Here is a 16,034-nt window from a genome sequence, read left to right as displayed (position 1 = left end):
TGGCGTGTGGATGTGTGGTGGGGAATTGCCACGATTACCGGTCAAAGCGACGTCAACGAACGATAAATCATAACGAAATTTTTTCTCATGGATTTTGGCGCTATGCAAAGAATTACCCCTTTATCACTGTATCAACAGGCCCTCTCAGCGGAGGAGTATCAGCCGGATGAGGTGCAGCGGCAGACGATTATGCGACTCGATGAAATTCACCAGGCGTTGACGGAACAGGTATGGGTGAACGTTGAGCCTGCTACCGGGATGTGGTCGCGTTGGCGCTCTTTACTGGGAGGAAAACACGAGCCGCATCGGGAACCGGTAACGGGATTGTACATGTGGGGCGGTGTCGGGCGTGGAAAGACCTGGTTAATGGATATGTTTTTCCACAGTTTGCCCTCGGAGAGAAAATTACGGCTACATTTTCATCGCTTCATGCTACGGGTGCATGAGGAGTTGAATCAGTTGCAAGGGCAGGAAAATCCGCTGGAAAAAGTCGCCGATGGCTTTAAGGCGCAAACGGACGTTCTCTGCTTTGATGAGTTTTTTGTTTCTGATATCACCGATGCCATGCTACTGGCCGAGTTATTGAAAGCGCTGTTTGAACGCGGCATCGCCCTGGTAGCGACATCAAATATTCCGCCGGACGAACTGTATCGCAATGGGTTACAACGCTCGCGTTTCCTGCCGGCAATCGAATTGATAAAGCAATATTGCGAGGTGAGGAATGTCGATGCCGGCATTGATTACCGGTTGCGTACGTTGACTCAGGCCCACCTTTACCTGACACCGTTGAATGATGAGACCGATGCAGTCATGAGGACGATGTTCGGCCGATTATCCGGCCATGAATATCGTCACCCTGGACCGGTGTTGGAGATCAATCATCGCGCTATGCCTACGCTAAGTGCTGGCGATGGCGTGTTGTCGATCGATTTTCCGACGCTTTGCCTGGAGGCGCGTAGCCAGAATGACTATATTGCACTATCTCGTCTGTATCACACGGTGTTGTTGCACCATGTCACCGTGATGGGCGCAAAGGAAGAAAACGCCGCCCGGCGTTTTCTGGCGTTGGTTGACGAATTTTATGAACGTCGTGTGAAACTGGTGATTTCAGCGGAAAGTCCGATGTTTGAGATTTATCAGGGGCATCATCTGAAATTTGAGTATCAGCGCTGTTTGTCGCGTCTGCAGGAAATGCAAAGCGAAGAGTATCTGCGCCAACCTCATCTGCCTTGATTCGATGCGTTTGGGCACGGCCTTTTTTCCCTGGCATCCATTTGTATGATGCATAGCAGAAAAAAGGTCGACCTTTCCGATCGACTTCTCTATAATCTTGCGACCCCACGTTACAACAAAGTTTTTTCCCGAAACTTTAATCGCGCTGGCAATAGCTATTCGAAGGGGTAGGTTTGCTGGACTAGATAGCCGTGTGAACCTCAAAACACTATATTTATGAAGCGTTTGGGCGTTCACCAACGTGTAACTTAAATTGGGTAAGCTTTTAATGAAAACTTTTACAGCTAAACCAGAGACCGTAAAACGCGACTGGTACGTTGTTGACGCGAGCGGTAAAACTCTTGGCCGTCTGGCTACTGAATTGGCTCGTCGTCTGCGCGGTAAGCACAAAGCGGAATACACTCCGCACGTTGATACCGGTGATTACATCATCGTTCTGAACGCAGACAAAGTTGCTGTAACCGGCAACAAGCGTTCTGACAAGATGTACTACCACCACACTGGTCATATCGGCGGTATCAAAGAAGCGACCTTTGAAGAGATGATTGCCCGCCGTCCTGAGCGTGTGATTGAAATCGCGGTTAAAGGCATGCTGCCGAAGGGCCCGCTGGGTCGTGCTATGTACCGTAAACTGAAAGTTTACGCGGGTAACGAGCACAATCACGCGGCACAGCAACCGCAGGTTCTGGACATTTAATCGGGATTATAGGCAATGGCTGAAAATCAATATTACGGCACTGGTCGCCGCAAAAGCTCCGCCGCTCGTGTATTTATCAAACCGGGCAGTGGCAACATCGTTATCAACCAGCGTACTCTGGAACAATACTTTGGCCGCGAAACCGCGCGCATGGTAGTTCGTCAGCCGCTGGAACTGGTTGATATGATTGGTAAACTGGATCTTTTCATCACCGTTAAAGGTGGTGGTATCTCCGGTCAGGCCGGCGCGATCCGTCATGGTATCACCCGCGCTCTGATGGAGTACGATGAGTCTCTGCGTTCTGAACTGCGCAAAGCTGGCTTCGTTACTCGTGACGCTCGTCAGGTTGAACGTAAAAAAGTCGGTCTGCGCAAAGCACGTCGTCGTCCGCAGTACTCCAAACGTTGATTTCTTGCTGCTTGGCAGCCGAATCGACGAAAAACCCGGTGTTTCTCACCGGGTTTTTTTTTGTCAAAAATTCGATAGTGTTTAAAAAATATTATTAATTTACATATGGTTATTGATGGGGAAATGCTTATCTCCCCACAAAACAAACAGAATCTGGTACACTGTCGCCCAGTTTTGTGCCTGTTTGCCAGCTAGTAATGTTTACAGAACGACATGTGTCGTCAGGTTTCTTTCTCGTCAGTCAGAAACGCAAACACGGCAAGGTCTGCAGGATAGTATTCGGTCGGTAATTTGCCGTATTTTTTCGATAACTTGGAGGTTTTCATGGCTGTCGCTGCCAACAAACGTTCGGTAATGACGCTGTTTTCCGGTCCGTCCGACATTTTTAGCCATCAGGTTCGTATCGTGCTGGCTGAAAAAGGAGTGAGTGTCGAGATTGAGCAGGTAGACATGGATAATCTGCCGCAGGATCTTATTGACCTCAACCCTTACGGTTCTGTGCCTACGCTGGTTGATCGTGAACTGACTCTGTATGAATCACGCATCATCATGGAATATTTGGATGAGCGTTTCCCGCATCCACCGTTGATGCCGGTTTATCCGGTTGCCCGTGGCAACAGCCGCCTGATGATGCATCGCATCGAGCAGGACTGGTACTCGTTGCTGAAAACCATTCTGAACGGCAACGCCCAGGATGTAGAAGCAGCGCGCAAGCAACTGAGAGAAGAACTGCTGGCGATTGCCCCGGTGTTCAATGAAGCGCCTTATTTCATGAGTGAAGAATTCAGCTTGGTGGATTGCTATCTGGCGCCGTTGTTGTGGCGTTTGCCGCTGCTAGGCATTGAATTGAGCGGTTCTGGTGCGAAGGAACTAAAGGCGTATATGACCCGTGTATTCGAGCGTGACGCTTTCCTGGCTTCTCTGACCGAAGCCGAGCGCGAAATCCGCCTGCAGACCAGAGGCTAAGCAACATGACGTTGTCTCAGCTCTCGCCGCGTCGCCCGTATTTACTGCGCGCTTTTTATGATTGGCTGCTGGACAACCAGTTAACTCCCCATCTGGTTGTTGATGTGGCGGTGCCCGGTGTTCAGGTTCCGATGGAATTTGCCCGCGACGGGCAGATTGTCCTGAATATAGCGCCTCGTGCCGTGGGGAATCTCGAACTGGCTGACGATAGCGTGCGTTTCAATGCGCGTTTCGGCGGTGTTCCGCGTCAGGTCTTTGTGCCCATGGCTGCCGTGATGGCGATCTATGCCCGTGAAAACGGCGCCGGCACCATGTTTGAGCCTGAACCGGCTTATGAAATCGTTGAAGAGTTCGGTGAACAGGATCAGATTGAGAACGAACAGAAGCCAGCGCTAATGTCAGTGGTGGATAATGAGGAGTCGGTAAACGCCGGCGACGATCCCGAGAATGAACCACCACAGCCGCCAAGGGGAGGAAGACCTTCTCTACGGGTGGTCAAGTAGTTGTAAATAATAAAAAAAGGGCATGTGGAATGCCCTTTTTTATTGTCAGCCTTCATCCCCATCCTCCTCCCGAGATCTGGGGGTACTGGTCGAAAGTCGGAAAATCACGGTCATTTGCTGTTTATGTTGCGTTATCCATTGGGTCTTGATCCAAAGGAGGAAATGATGAAAACCAGTAAAGGGCGGTGCCTATGTGGAGCGGTAACAATAACCGCACCTGAACAATACCTTCATGATGTCACTCTGTGTCATTGCGGTACATGTCGTACATGGGGAAGTGGGCCATTAATGGCCGTTGAATGTCCAGACGGTGTGTTCCTCGAAGGCGTTGAGCATATTACCCGTTATCGCTCTTCCGATTGGGCGGAACGGGCATTTTGCCGTGTCTGCGGGACACATCTGTTTTATCGATTACTGGAGCCTGAAACCTACGAATTGTCGGCGGGGTTGTTTCCTGACGGTGAAAAGCGATTGGTTTCCCAGATCTATGTTGATAACAAGCCGAATTACTACGATTTCGCACAGCAGACGCCGATGCTGACTGAGCAGGACATCATCGATCGGTACCTGCCCCGGCAGGACGATCTTCGCTAAAAAAATGGGTGAGGTTTCAGGATGAAACCTCACCCTATCAAGGTGTTGCTGCCGGGAGCCCAGGCTCCTCTAATTACACTTCCAGATAGTTCAGGATGCCTTCGGCGGCTTTGCGGCCCTCGGCAATCGCCGTGACGACCAGATCGGAGCCGCGAACGGCGTCGCCGCCGGCGAAGATTTTTGGATTAGACGTCTGAAACGCATTGTCGCAGCCTTCCGGTGCGACGATCCGTCCCTGAGTATCCAACTCTACACTGTGCTCCGCCAGCCAGGCCATCTTGTGCGGGCGGAAACCAAAGGCCATGATGACGGCATCCGCTTCCAGCACATGTTCAGATCCTTCCACCGCTTCCGGACGACGACGACCGTTGGCATCGGGCATTCCCAATTCGGTGCGTACCATCCGAATACCGCAGACTTTCCCTGAATCGTTAATTTCAATACTGAGCGGCTGCAGATTGAAACGGAAGTCGACCCCTTCTTCACGCGCATTTTTCACTTCGCGTCTGGAGCCCGGCATGTTCTCTTCATCACGACGGTAGGCACAGGTGACGTGAGTCGCGCCGTGTCGGATGGAGGTACGCACACAGTCCATAGCAGTATCACCGCCGCCGAGCACCACGACTCGTTTACCCTGCATGGAAACATAGGGCTCCTGTTCGGATGTCTCGAAACCCATCAGGTGCTTGGTATTGGCGATCAGGAATGGCAGCGCATCATAGACGCCCTGCGCATCTTCATTGTCCAGGCCGCCGCGCATGGACTGATAAGTACCGACCCCAAGGAATACCGCGTCATATTCAGCCAGTAATGCGCTGAGCTGAATATCTTTACCTACTTCGGTGTTGAGGCGGAACTCAATGCCCATGTCGGTAAAAATCTCACGGCGTTTGACCATGACCTCTTTTTCCAGCTTGAAGGCCGGAATACCGAAGGTCAGCAGGCCGCCGATTTCGGGATGACGATCGTAAACTACGGCTTTCACGCCATTTCGGGTTAGCACATCGGCGCAAGCCAGGCCGGCAGGGCCGGCGCCAATAACGGCGACGCGCTTGCCGGAAGGCTGGACGGAAGACACATCCGGACGCCATCCCATCTCGATAGCTTTATCGTTGATATAGCGCTCGATGTTGCCGATGGTGACGGCGCCGAACTCATCGCTCAATGTGCAGGAACCCTCGCATAAACGATCCTGCGGACAGACGCGGCCGCAGACTTCCGGCAAGCTGTTGGTTTGATGCGACAACTCCGCCGCTTCGATGATCCGGCCTTCGTTGGCCAGTTTCAACCAGTTCGGAATGTAGTTATGAACCGGACATTTCCATTCACAGTAAGGGTTGCCGCATGCCAGGCAGCGATCTGCCTGGGCCTTGGACTGACTTTCCGAGAACGGCTCGTAAATTTCAACAAACTCAATTTTACGGATCTTCAGCGGTTTCTTGGGCGGATCAACGCGCTGTAAGTCGATAAATTGATAAACATTCTGACTCATGATGACCTCTTACTGCGCCTGTACCCGCAGCTCCGCTGCGGAACGACTACGATGACCCAACAATGCCTTCACATCGCTTGATTTCGGTTTGACCAGCGAGAACTTCGACGCCCATGCCGGCCAGTTGGCCAGCATCTCTTCGGCACGCTGGGAGCCGGTGTGCTGAGCGTGCTCGGTAATCAGACCGCGCAAGTGTTCTTCGTGGATCGCCAGATTTTCGACCTCCAGGACTTCCACCAGCTCCGCGTTGACGCGCTTGCGGAATTCGCCATCCTCGTCCAGCACATACGCGAAGCCGCCGGTCATCCCCGCACCGAAGTTGACGCCGGTGCGGCCAAGGATGCAGACGATGCCGCCGGTCATGTATTCGCACCCGTTATCGCCGATGCCTTCCACCACGGTAATAGCGCCGGAATTACGTACAGCAAAACGTTCTCCCGCACGTCCTGCGGCGAACAGCTTGCCGCCGGTAGCGCCGTACAGGCAGGTATTGCCAATAATACTGGCTTCGTGGCTGCGGAACGCCGAACCCACCGGAGGACGGATGGAAATGACCCCGCCTGCCATGCCTTTGCCGACATAGTCGTTAGCGTCGCCGGTCAGCGTCAGTTCTACGCCGCCAGCATTCCACACGCCGAAACTCTGGCCTGCGGTACCGGTGAAGTTGGCCTTGATCGGATCGCTCGCCAGCCCCTGGTCGCCATGCTTGGCCGCAATGATGCCGGACAGCGTCGCGCCAACCGAGCGGTCGGTATTGCGGATATCGAAATACAGCGTCTTGCTCTGTTTTGCATCCACATGGGCCTGCGCTTTTTCTAACAGCGCTTTATTGAGCAGACCGTGGTCGAACGGCGGATTGCTCTCGGTGCAGTACAACGCCTTGCCCGGCTGTGGGGCGACGGTATGCAGCAACGGCGACAGATCCAGTTTGTTCTGTTTGGCGGTGATGCCATCCAGCTCAAGTAACAGATCGGTACGGCCGATCAGATCGACCAGGCGATTGACGCCCAACTCCGCCATCAATTCGCGGGTCTCCCGCGCAATGAACGTGAAGTAATTGACCACGCGCTCCGGCAGACCGTGGTAGTGATCGCGCCGCAGTTTATCGTCCTGAGTCGCTACGCCGGTGGCGCAGTTGTTCAGATGGCAGATACGCAGATATTTACATCCGAGCGCCACCATTGGCCCGGTACCGAACCCAAAGCTTTCAGCACCCAGAATGGCGGCTTTGACGATGTCCTGACCGGTTTTCAGCCCGCCGTCCACCTGTAGACGGATTTTATGGCGCAGACCGTTGGCAACCAGTGATTGCTGGGTTTCCACCAGACCAAGCTCCCACGGGCTGCCGGCATATTTCACCGAGGTCAGCGGGCTGGCGCCGGTACCGCCGTCGTAGCCGGCGATGGTGATCAAATCGGCGTAAGCTTTGGCGACGCCGGTGGCGATGGTGCCGACGCCCGGTTCGGAGACCAGCTTGACTGAAATCATCGCTTTCGGGTTGATCTGTTTCAGGTCGAAAATCAACTGAGCCAGGTCTTCGATCGAGTAGATATCATGGTGCGGCGGCGGCGAAATCAGCGTCACGCCCGGCACGGAATAGCGCAGTCTGGCGATGTACGGCGTTACCTTGTCGCCCGGCAACTGGCCGCCTTCACCTGGTTTAGCGCCTTGCGCCACTTTGATCTGGATGACATCGGCGTTGATCAAATAAGCCGGAGTCACCCCGAAGCGACCGGAGGCGACTTGCTTGATACGGGAAACCTTGTTGGTGCCGTAACGCGCCGGATCCTCGCCGCCTTCGCCGGAGTTGGAGAAACCTCCCAGGCTGTTCATCGCTTCCGCCAGCGACTCGTGCGCTTCCGGGCTCAATGCGCCGATGGACATCGCCGCGGTGTCGAAGCGTTTGAACAGTTCGGTTGCCGGCTCTACCTCATCGATAGAAATGGCCGTGCCTTCCTGCGGCTGGATCGCCAGCAGATCACGCAGCGTCGCAACCGGACGCTCATTCACCAGTCGAGCGTATTTTTGGTAGTCGTTGTAGTCGCCGCTATGAACGGCGGTTTGCAGCGTTTTAACGACATCCGGATTGTAGGCGTGATATTCACCGCCGTAGACGAACTTCAACAGGCCGCCCTGTTCGAGCTTCTGACGCTTCAGCCAGGCGCGTTTGGACAGATTGCGCAGATCCTGTTCGAAATCGCTGAAATTGGCGCCGCCGATGCGGCTCACCGCGCCGTGGAAACAACGGGACGAGACGTCTTTATGCAGGCCGACGGCTTCAAACAGCTTAGAGCAGCGGTAAGAAGCGATGGTGGAAATGCCCATTTTGGACATGATCTTATACAGACCTTTGTTGATACCGTTGCGATAGTTCTGCATCACGGCACGGTAAGGTTTGTCGATGGTATTGCTGTCCACCAGACGAGCCAGTGTTTCGTAAGCCAGATAGGGGTAGACGGCGGTAGCGCCGAAACCGAGCAGCACCGCAAAGTGGTGCGGGTCGCGTGCGCTGCCGGTTTCCACGATAATGTTGGCGTCGCAGCGCAGGCTCTTTTCCACCAGACGAGTCTGGATGGCGCCTACCGCCATCGGCGCCGGAACCGGGAGACGATCCTGTGCGATACCGCGATCGGTTAATACCAGCAATACCGCACCGGCACGTACTTTGTATTCCGCTTCGTCACACAGTTTCTCGATGGTTTCCTGCAGTGATTGCTGCTGCGGGTCGAACGTCAGGTCGATCTTTTCCGCGCGATAATGCGCCGGATCCTGATTGATCAACTGGATGAAGTCGGAGTAGAGCAGGATGGGCGACTTGAAACTTAAACGGTGCGCCTGGCCTTCCGCTTCGCAGAATACGTTCATTTCGCGGCCGATACAGGTGGCGAGCGACATGACGTGCGCTTCGCGCAACGGGTCGATCGGTGGGTTCGTGACCTGTGCGAACTGTTGACGGAAATAGTCGTAAATGATGCGCGGGCGGCTGGACAGCACGGCGAATGGCGTATCGTCGCCCATGGAGCCGACGGCTTCCTGCCCGTTTTCCCCCAGCACGCGGATTATCTGATCCAACTCTTCATTCGAGTAGCCGAACTGCTTCTGGTATGTCTCCAGCAGCGCATCGTCGAATTCACGGTTGCCGACCTGATCGTCCGGCAGTTCTTCAAAGGGCACCAGACGTTTAACGTTTCTTTCCATCCATTCTTTGTACGGATGGCGGCTCTTCAGGTCGTCATCGGTTTCCGTGGAATGCAGGATGCGGCCGGTACGGGTGTCGATAACCATCAGCTCGCCCGGCCCAACGCGGCCTTTTTCCACCACTTCATCCGGTTGGTAATCCCAGATACCGACTTCAGAGGCGCAGGTGATCAGTTTGTCTTTGGTAATCACATAACGCGCCGGCCTCAGACCGTTACGGTCAAGGTTACAGGCCGCATAGCGACCGTCGGAGAGCACTAACCCTGCCGGGCCGTCCCATGGTTCCATATGCATGGAGTTGAAATCGAAGAAAGCGCGCAGTTCCGGATCCATATTCGGGTTGTTCTGCCATGCCGGTGGAACCAACAAACGCATGGCGCGCACGATATCCATCCCGCCCGCCAGAAACAGTTCCAGCATATTATCCAGCGACATGGAATCGGAGCCGGTTTCGTCCACAAACGGCGCGGCATCCAACAGATCCGGGATGAGCGGCGTCTTGAATTTATAAGCGCGGGCGCGAGCCCATTGACGGTTGCCGGTAATGGTGTTGATTTCGCCGTTGTGCGCCAGATAGCGGAACGGTTGCGCCAGACGCCAGCGTGGTACGGTATTGGTCGAGAAACGCTGGTGGAACAGACAAATAGCGGATTCCAGGCGCAAGTCTGCCAGATCAAGATAGAAACGTGACAGGTCGGCCGGCATACACAGGCCTTTGTAAATGTTCACCAGGTTGGAAAAGCTGCACACATAAAAATCTTTGTCCTGGATGCGTTTTTCGATACGGCGACGCGCCATGAACAGGCGGCGCTCCATATCTCGCGGACGCCAGCCGGCCGGAGCGTTGACAAAAATTTGCTCTATGCGCGGCAGGGAAGAGAGTGCGATTTCACCCAGAACATCGGGGTTGGTGGGCACTTCGCGCCAGCCAAGCACCGACAGCGTTTCGTTTTGCAGCTCTTCTTCCACAATGCGGCGGGTAGCGCGGGCTTTTTCTTCATCCTGGCTCAGAAACAGCATGCCGACGGCGTAATTGTTGGCCAGACGCCAGCCTCGTTCTTCCGCCACCAGACGGAAAAAACGATCGGGTTTTTGAAGCAGCAACCCGCAACCGTCGCCGGTCTTGCCATCTGCAAGGATTGCACCGCGGTGCTGCATGCGGGCGAGGGCGTGGATCGCCGTCCGTACAACCTTGTGGCTCGGTTCACCTTCTATATGGGCGATCAATCCGAAACCACAGTTGTCTCTTTCATGGGATGCATCGTACAACATATTTAAGTGAACCTCCCCAGGCTCTTATGACTCTCCCCACCGCACAATCTGCGGGCACTGAAACCGCGAGCGGCACCTCACCGAACTGACTTTGCAGCGTCGGTGGGTATTGCCGCTCTCTTTTCCGGCCTCTCGTAAGGTCTCACAAGTGGTATGACTTGCTTGATGAGGGAGTCTTCTTCTTACTGCATAAATATGACGAGACGTTTGCTCGTCGGGAAAGCTTCCAGCGGATTTCCAACTTAACGAGAAACCCTGTGCAGGTCAAATACCCGCACCGGAGTGGTGTTTTAGGGATAAATTTTGCTTATGTATATGAACTAAAAGGAATTTGTCATTAAAAATAAGGCGTTGGGCCAGCAAGGTGATTGGCTGAACTGTGAGCTGTATCACTATGGTAATATCCTGTTTTTACCGCCACATGCTGTATTACAGAAACTTGCTGGCATCTTATTCTGTCTGTGGGTTTTTTTTACGTTATGACACTGTTTTTCATTTCCCTGTCATCTTTTAATGAAATCCGCAGTGCGGATAAGAAAAATTAATCATGAATGACATGATTTTATTTTCAATAAAAGCGAATAAAAATGCACTCTTGTGGTTGTCGGGGGGATTGATCCGGGTCATCGCCGGAAAAAGGTGATAAAGGTAGGCTGTTGCTTCGCTAAATGAAGAATCAGCATATGCAACTGCAAAAATTAATCAATATGTTTGGCGGCGATCTGCAGCGCCGCTATGGAGAAAAGATCCATAAACTGACACTGCACGGCGGATTTAGCTGCCCAAACCGCGATGGAACGCTGGGCCGCGGCGGCTGTACGTTCTGTAATGTCGCGTCGTTCGCCGATGAACAGATGCAGCAGCGCAGCATCGCGGAACAACTCGCTAGCCAAGCGGGAAAAATCAACCGGGCCAACCGCTATCTCGCTTATTTTCAGGCCTACACCAGCACTTATGCCGAGGTTCAGGTACTGTCCTCCATGTACCAGCAGGCGTTGCAGCAGGCGGACATGGTGGGGTTGTGCGTAGGCACCCGTCCCGATTGCGTGCCAGATGCCGTATTGGACTTGCTGGAGAGCTACCGGGAGCAAGGGTATGAAGTCTGGCTGGAACTGGGTCTGCAAAGCGCGCATGACCGTACACTGCATCGCATCAATCGTGGGCATGATTTCGCGTGCTACCAGCAAACGGCCCGGCGGGCCAGAGCGCGGGGGCTTAAAGTCTGCTGCCATCTGATCGTTGGATTGCCCGGCGAAGACAAACGTGCCTGTCTGATGACGCTGGATCGTGTGGCGGATACAGGCGTAGAGGGGATCAAACTCCATCCGCTGCATGTCGTTGAAGGCAGCATCATGGCGAAAGCCTGGCGAGCCGGACGCCTCACTGCGCTGTCGCTGGATGAGTATGTCGGTATCGCCGGTGAGATGATCAGACATACGCCGCCGTCCATCGTCTACCATCGTATTTCCGCCAGCGCGCGTCGCCCCACGCTGTTGGCGCCCGTCTGGTGCGAGAATCGCTGGACGGGAATGGTCGCCATCCACGACTACCTGCTCTTGCATGGCGTGCAGGGTTCCGCTTTAGGGCAACCGTTTCATGCAATCTCACATTCGCCTTCGTAGCTGCTCGCAAATCAACCGCTAAGTTACCGCTCCGCCGATAGTTTTACGGTATGATTTGCGGATTCACAGAGGGGAACTATTCGTGATGAAGCAAATCCGGCTGTTGGCGCAATATTATGTTGATTTGATGGTGAAACTGGGGCTGGTGCGTTTTTCCCTGCTGCTGGCTTCCGCATTGGTGATGCTGGCTCTGGTGGTACAGCTGGCGGTGACTATGCTGTTTACCGGACAGGTGGAGCGAATCGACGTGGTGCGCTCCATTTTCTTCGGATTGTTGATTACGCCCTGGGCCGTCTATTTCCTTTCTGTGGTGGTTGAACAGCTGGAGGAGTCGCGCCAACGTCTATCCCGGCTAGTGGCCAAACTGGAGGAGATGCGTCAGCGCGACCAGGAGCTGAATGAGCAGTTGCAGGGCAATATCGGCCAACTGAATCAGGAAATCAGCGATCGCATCAAAGCGGAGGAAGCCCGCCTACTGATGGTGAGCAAATTGCGCGAGGAGATGGCGCGTCGCGAGCAGGCGCAGATTGAACTGGAACAGCAGTCGGCTCTATTGCGATCCTTCCTGGATGCTTCGCCGGATCTGGTCTATTACCGCAATGAAAACAAAGCCTTTTCCGGATGCAATCGGGCGATGGAGTTGTTGCTTGGTAAAAGCCAGAAACAGTTGATAGGGCTGACGCCGAAGGATGTTTACCCGCCGGAGGTGGCGGATAAGGTGATGGAAACCGACGAAAAAGTGTTTCGTCACAATGTGTCTCTGACCTATGAACAGTGGCTGGAGTACCCGGATGGGCGTAAATCCTGCTTCGAGATTCGCAAGGTGCCTTTCTATGACCGAATGGGCAAACGCCATGGGTTGATGGGGTTTGGGCGCGATATTACCGAGCGTAAGCGTTATCAGGATGCGCTGGAGAACGCCAGCCGCGAGAAGACGACTTTCATTTCAACCATTAGCCATGAATTGCGCACGCCATTGAATGGCATTGTGGGGTTGAGCCGTATTCTGCTGGATACCCACCTGGATGCCGAGCAACAAAAATACCTGAAAACCATTCACGTTAGCGCTATCACGTTAGGCAATATTTTCAATGACGTCATTGAGATGGATAAGCAGGAGCGCCGAAAAGTTCAACTAGACAATCAGCCGGTGGATTTTGTCGGTTTCACTGTCGATTTAGAAAATTTGGGAGGGCTGCTCGCGCAGCCCAAAGGGTTGCAGTTGGATGTGGAATTGCGCCAGCCGTTGCCCAAGACCGTCATGACGGATGGAACCCGCCTGAGGCAAATTCTGTGGAATCTGATCAGCAACGCGGTGAAGTTCACTCAGCAGGGGCGTATTGCTATTCGGGTTTCCCGTGAGCAGGGCGAGCGATTGCGTTTTGAAGTCGAGGATTCCGGAATGGGGATCCCGGCGGACGAGCTGGAAAAGATTTTTTCCATGTATTACCAGGTCAAGGATCAGCATGGCGGCAAACCGGCGACAGGAACCGGCATCGGTCTGGCGGTATCAAAACGTTTGGCGCAATCGATGGGTGGTGATATTCAAGTCACCAGCGAGCTGGGCAAGGGCTCCTGTTTTGTGCTGACGGTAGTGGCTCCCGCTGTGGATGACGAAACGCTTGATGGCGACGAGAGCGACGAACTGCCGCTGCCCGCGCTGCATGTCCTGCTGGTGGAGGATATCGAGCTTAACGTGGTGGTTGCTCGTTCGGTGCTTGAAAAACTCGGCAGCAGCGTTGAAGTCGCCATGACGGGGCAGGAAGCATTGGCGATGTTTGATCCCTATGAGTTCGATCTGGTGTTGCTGGATATTCAGCTTCCCGACATGACCGGCCTTGATGTTGCCCGGCAGATTCGTGAACGTTATGCCGGGCAGCATTTGCCGCCGTTGGTGGCGCTGACCGCTAACGTGCTCAAGGATAAAAAAGCGTATCTGGATGCGGGTATGGACGATGTGCTGAGTAAACCGTTGGCGGTTCCTGCGCTGACGTCAGTCATCAAACAGTATTGGGACGTTCATGTTGATGAACTGCCTCAAGACGACAATCCGGATGACGAATCGCTGTCGAATCGTGTGCTGGATGTCTCCATGCTGGAGCAATATCTGGATCTGGTAGGGCCTAGCTTAATTCATCAAAGCCTGGCTATGTTTGAGCAGATGATGCCCGGCTATCTGGCGGTGCTGGATTCCAATATGACGGCCCGAGATCAGAAGGGCATCGCGGACGAAGGGCATAAGATCAAAGGGGCTGCCGGTTCCGTGGGGCTTACGCATTTACAGCAGGTCGCACAGCAGATTCAGACCACGACATTACCCGCCTGGTGGGACAATGTGCAGGAGTGGATTGATGAACTGAAACACGACTGGCAACAGGATGTGCAGGTATTGAAAGATTGGGTAGCGAGAGCTGAAAAAAAATGACCCCGACCTAGGCCGGGGTGCGCGAATTATGCGCCAACACCAGGGAAACCGGTACACCTGCATGTGATCTCAGGTTAGTTGGTACGCAAGTGTTAAAAATCATTTCGTTGTTCTGGCAACACACACCATAGCAAATATGGCGTCGGTTGTTACAAGAATCATTAAAATGTGTGATGTAGATTAGTGTTTGTCAATCAAAAAATCAATTAGTTGATGTAATGAAATAGGACATAAACGATGAAAAAAGTAGGTGTCGTACTCAGCGGATGTGGAGTTTATGATGGTTCAGAGATTCACGAAGTTGTCTTGACTCTGCTTGCGATTGATCGTGCTGGCGCCGAAGCTGTCTGCTTTGCGCCGGATAAAGAACAGCGACATGTCATTAATCATCTAACCGGGGCTACAACCGGTGAAAAACGTAATGTATTAGAGGAATCCGCACGTATTGCACGGGGGAAAATCCAGCCGCTTTCAGTCGCCAGCGCCGACCAGCTTGATGCGCTTATTGTGCCTGGCGGCTTTGGAGCTGCAAAAAATTTGAGTGATTTTGCTTTCCGTGGAGCTGAGTGTCAGGTGGACGCCGAACTGAAAATGCTTACGAATAACATTCATAAGAAAAACAAACCAATTGGCTTCATTTGCATCGCTCCGGCTATGCTGCCAAAACTGCTGGATATTCCTGTTCACCTTACAATTGGTAATGATAGCGGCACGGCGGCGGCTATTGAGCAAATGGGGGGTATTCATGTCTCCTGCCCCGTCGATGAAGTGGTGGTCGATATGGGGCATAAAGTGGTGACGACGCCTGCGTATATGCTGGCGCAATCGATCAGTGAAGCCGCAGTAGGCATTGAAAAGTTGGTTGCGCGAGTGCTGGAATTGACTGAATGAAATCGACGCCTGTTTTGCGTCGAATGATCGCAGTCCTGAAACGCTTGATTACCTGTATTCTCCTTGCCGCCGGCGCATGCTGGCTGGCAGGGATCTTGTTGTTTGCTTTTCTGCCGGTGCCGTTTTCGGCGGTGATGATCGATCGGCAAATCAGCGCCTGGGCCAGCGGTGATTTCTCCTATGTCGCTCGTTCAAATTGGGTGTCGATGGATGAAATAGCCGCTGTAATGCCGCTGGCGGTTATTGCTGCGGAGGATCAAAAATTTCCGCAGCATTGGGGGTTTGACTTCAACGCCATCCAGGCCGCGCTTAGGCATAACGAGCGTCATGGCGGCAGTATTCGCGGCGCGTCGACGCTGTCTCAGCAAACGGTAAAAAACCTGTTGTTGTGGGATGGACGAAGCTGGGTGCGCAAAGGACTGGAAGCAGGGCTGACTGCGATTGTCGAACTGGTATGGACTAAACGTCGGATCCTGACGGTATATCTCAATATTGCGGAATTTGGGCCTGGTATTTTTGGTGTCGAAGCGGCTTCCCGACATTTTTTTAATAAACCGGCCAGTCGTCTGACGTCCGGCGAAGCGGCGATGTTGGCGTCGGTTTTGCCTAACCCGATTCGCTATCGTGTTGATAAGCCCTCTATCTATGTCGTCAGGCGTCAGCAGTGGATTCTCCGCCAGATGCGTCAGGTAGGTGGAGAGGGTTTTTTGATTGAAAACCATCTGCGTTAGCC

The 16,034-nt window shown here is 53.5% G+C and carries 12 protein-coding genes; 10 read left to right on the top strand and 2 right to left on the bottom strand.

The window, feature by feature from the left end; genetic code table 11:
• Positions 1-102: 102 nt before the first annotated feature.
• From zapE to DPA2511_RS18680, 6 genes are all read left to right on the top strand, one after another.
• Positions 103-1,233 (top strand): cell division protein ZapE, encoded by a 1,131-nt coding sequence (gene zapE, locus DPA2511_RS18705; protein WP_015855294.1) that lies wholly within the window; start codon positions 103-105, stop codon positions 1,231-1,233.
• A 268-nt stretch (positions 1,234-1,501) separates the two neighbouring features.
• Positions 1,502-1,930, top strand: coding sequence for a 50S ribosomal protein L13 (gene rplM, locus DPA2511_RS18700; RefSeq protein WP_015855293.1), 429 nt, complete (start codon positions 1,502-1,504; stop codon positions 1,928-1,930).
• 15 nt (positions 1,931-1,945) lie between these two features.
• Positions 1,946-2,338, top strand: a complete 393-nt coding sequence (gene rpsI, locus DPA2511_RS18695; protein ID WP_015855292.1) for a 30S ribosomal protein S9 — start codon at positions 1,946-1,948, stop codon at positions 2,336-2,338.
• Between the two features lie 324 nt (positions 2,339-2,662).
• On the top strand, positions 2,663-3,304 hold the full coding sequence (gene sspA / locus DPA2511_RS18690; RefSeq protein ID WP_015855291.1) for a stringent starvation protein SspA: 642 nt from the start codon (positions 2,663-2,665) through the stop codon (positions 3,302-3,304).
• Between the two features lie 5 nt (positions 3,305-3,309).
• Positions 3,310-3,807 carry a ClpXP protease specificity-enhancing factor gene (gene sspB / locus DPA2511_RS18685; RefSeq protein ID WP_015855290.1) on the top strand — a complete coding sequence of 166 codons (498 nt, stop codon included), beginning with the start codon at positions 3,310-3,312 and terminating at the stop codon, positions 3,805-3,807.
• 123 nt (positions 3,808-3,930) lie between these two features.
• A complete protein-coding gene (locus tag DPA2511_RS18680; protein WP_071597690.1) occupies positions 3,931-4,401 on the top strand; it encodes a GFA family protein in 471 nt (156 codons plus the stop codon).
• Between the two features lie 73 nt (positions 4,402-4,474).
• Here the strand turns inward: DPA2511_RS18680 and DPA2511_RS18675 are convergent, their stop codons facing one another.
• Both DPA2511_RS18675 and gltB read right to left on the bottom strand, forming a co-directional pair.
• A complete protein-coding gene (locus DPA2511_RS18675) occupies positions 4,475-5,893 on the bottom strand; it encodes a glutamate synthase small subunit (RefSeq protein ID WP_015855289.1) in 1,419 nt (472 codons plus the stop codon).
• Between the two features lie 9 nt (positions 5,894-5,902).
• Positions 5,903-10,363 (bottom strand): glutamate synthase large subunit, encoded by a 4,461-nt coding sequence (gltB, locus tag DPA2511_RS18670; protein ID WP_015855288.1) that lies wholly within the window; start codon positions 10,361-10,363, stop codon positions 5,903-5,905.
• Between the two features lie 683 nt (positions 10,364-11,046).
• On the opposite strand from gltB, the gene DPA2511_RS18665 reads away from it, so the two are divergent.
• The 4 genes from DPA2511_RS18665 (at position 11,047) to mtgA (ending at position 16,032) form a co-directional block, all read left to right on the top strand.
• On the top strand, positions 11,047-11,985 hold the full coding sequence (locus tag DPA2511_RS18665) for a TIGR01212 family radical SAM protein (RefSeq protein ID WP_023638506.1): 939 nt from the start codon (positions 11,047-11,049) through the stop codon (positions 11,983-11,985).
• 85 nt (positions 11,986-12,070) lie between these two features.
• Complete coding sequence (gene arcB / locus DPA2511_RS18660) at positions 12,071-14,410, top strand: aerobic respiration two-component sensor histidine kinase ArcB (RefSeq protein ID WP_015855286.1); 2,340 nt, start codon at positions 12,071-12,073, stop codon at positions 14,408-14,410.
• 237 nt (positions 14,411-14,647) lie between these two features.
• Positions 14,648-15,301 carry an isoprenoid biosynthesis glyoxalase ElbB gene (gene elbB / locus DPA2511_RS18655; RefSeq protein WP_015855285.1) on the top strand — a complete coding sequence of 218 codons (654 nt, stop codon included), beginning with the start codon at positions 14,648-14,650 and terminating at the stop codon, positions 15,299-15,301.
• Complete coding sequence (gene mtgA, locus DPA2511_RS18650; protein ID WP_015855284.1) at positions 15,298-16,032, top strand: monofunctional biosynthetic peptidoglycan transglycosylase; 735 nt, start codon at positions 15,298-15,300, stop codon at positions 16,030-16,032. The genes elbB and mtgA overlap by 4 nt, the downstream gene beginning before the upstream one ends.
• The last annotated feature ends 2 nt before the right edge of the window (positions 16,033-16,034 follow it).

The sequence above is a fragment of the Musicola paradisiaca NCPPB 2511 genome, from assembly GCF_000400505.1.
Lineage (GTDB): Bacteria > Pseudomonadota > Gammaproteobacteria > Enterobacterales > Enterobacteriaceae > Musicola > Musicola paradisiaca.
This window is presented reverse-complemented; position numbering and strand designations above follow the sequence as displayed.

What these genes read in the sequence shown, in the direction of transcription:
- zapE (WP_015855294.1), top strand. Translation starts at nt 103, where the DNA reads ATGCAAAGAATTACCCCTTTATCACTGTATCAACAGGCCCTCTCAGCG.
- rplM (WP_015855293.1), top strand. Translation starts at nt 1,502, where the DNA reads ATGAAAACTTTTACAGCTAAACCAGAGACCGTAAAACGCGACTGGTAC.
- rpsI (WP_015855292.1), top strand. Translation starts at nt 1,946, where the DNA reads ATGGCTGAAAATCAATATTACGGCACTGGTCGCCGCAAAAGCTCCGCC.
- sspA (WP_015855291.1), top strand. Translation starts at nt 2,663, where the DNA reads ATGGCTGTCGCTGCCAACAAACGTTCGGTAATGACGCTGTTTTCCGGT.
- sspB (WP_015855290.1), top strand. Translation starts at nt 3,310, where the DNA reads ATGACGTTGTCTCAGCTCTCGCCGCGTCGCCCGTATTTACTGCGCGCT.
- DPA2511_RS18680 (WP_071597690.1), top strand. Translation starts at nt 3,931, where the DNA reads ATGTTGCGTTATCCATTGGGTCTTGATCCAAAGGAGGAAATGATGAAA.
- DPA2511_RS18675 (WP_015855289.1), bottom strand. Translation starts at nt 5,893, where the DNA reads ATGAGTCAGAATGTTTATCAATTTATCGACTTACAGCGCGTTGATCCG.
- gltB (WP_015855288.1), bottom strand. Translation starts at nt 10,363, where the DNA reads ATGTTGTACGATGCATCCCATGAAAGAGACAACTGTGGTTTCGGATTG.
- DPA2511_RS18665 (WP_023638506.1), top strand. Translation starts at nt 11,047, where the DNA reads ATGCAACTGCAAAAATTAATCAATATGTTTGGCGGCGATCTGCAGCGC.
- arcB (WP_015855286.1), top strand. Translation starts at nt 12,071, where the DNA reads ATGAAGCAAATCCGGCTGTTGGCGCAATATTATGTTGATTTGATGGTG.
- elbB (WP_015855285.1), top strand. Translation starts at nt 14,648, where the DNA reads ATGAAAAAAGTAGGTGTCGTACTCAGCGGATGTGGAGTTTATGATGGT.
- mtgA (WP_015855284.1), top strand. Translation starts at nt 15,298, where the DNA reads ATGAAATCGACGCCTGTTTTGCGTCGAATGATCGCAGTCCTGAAACGC.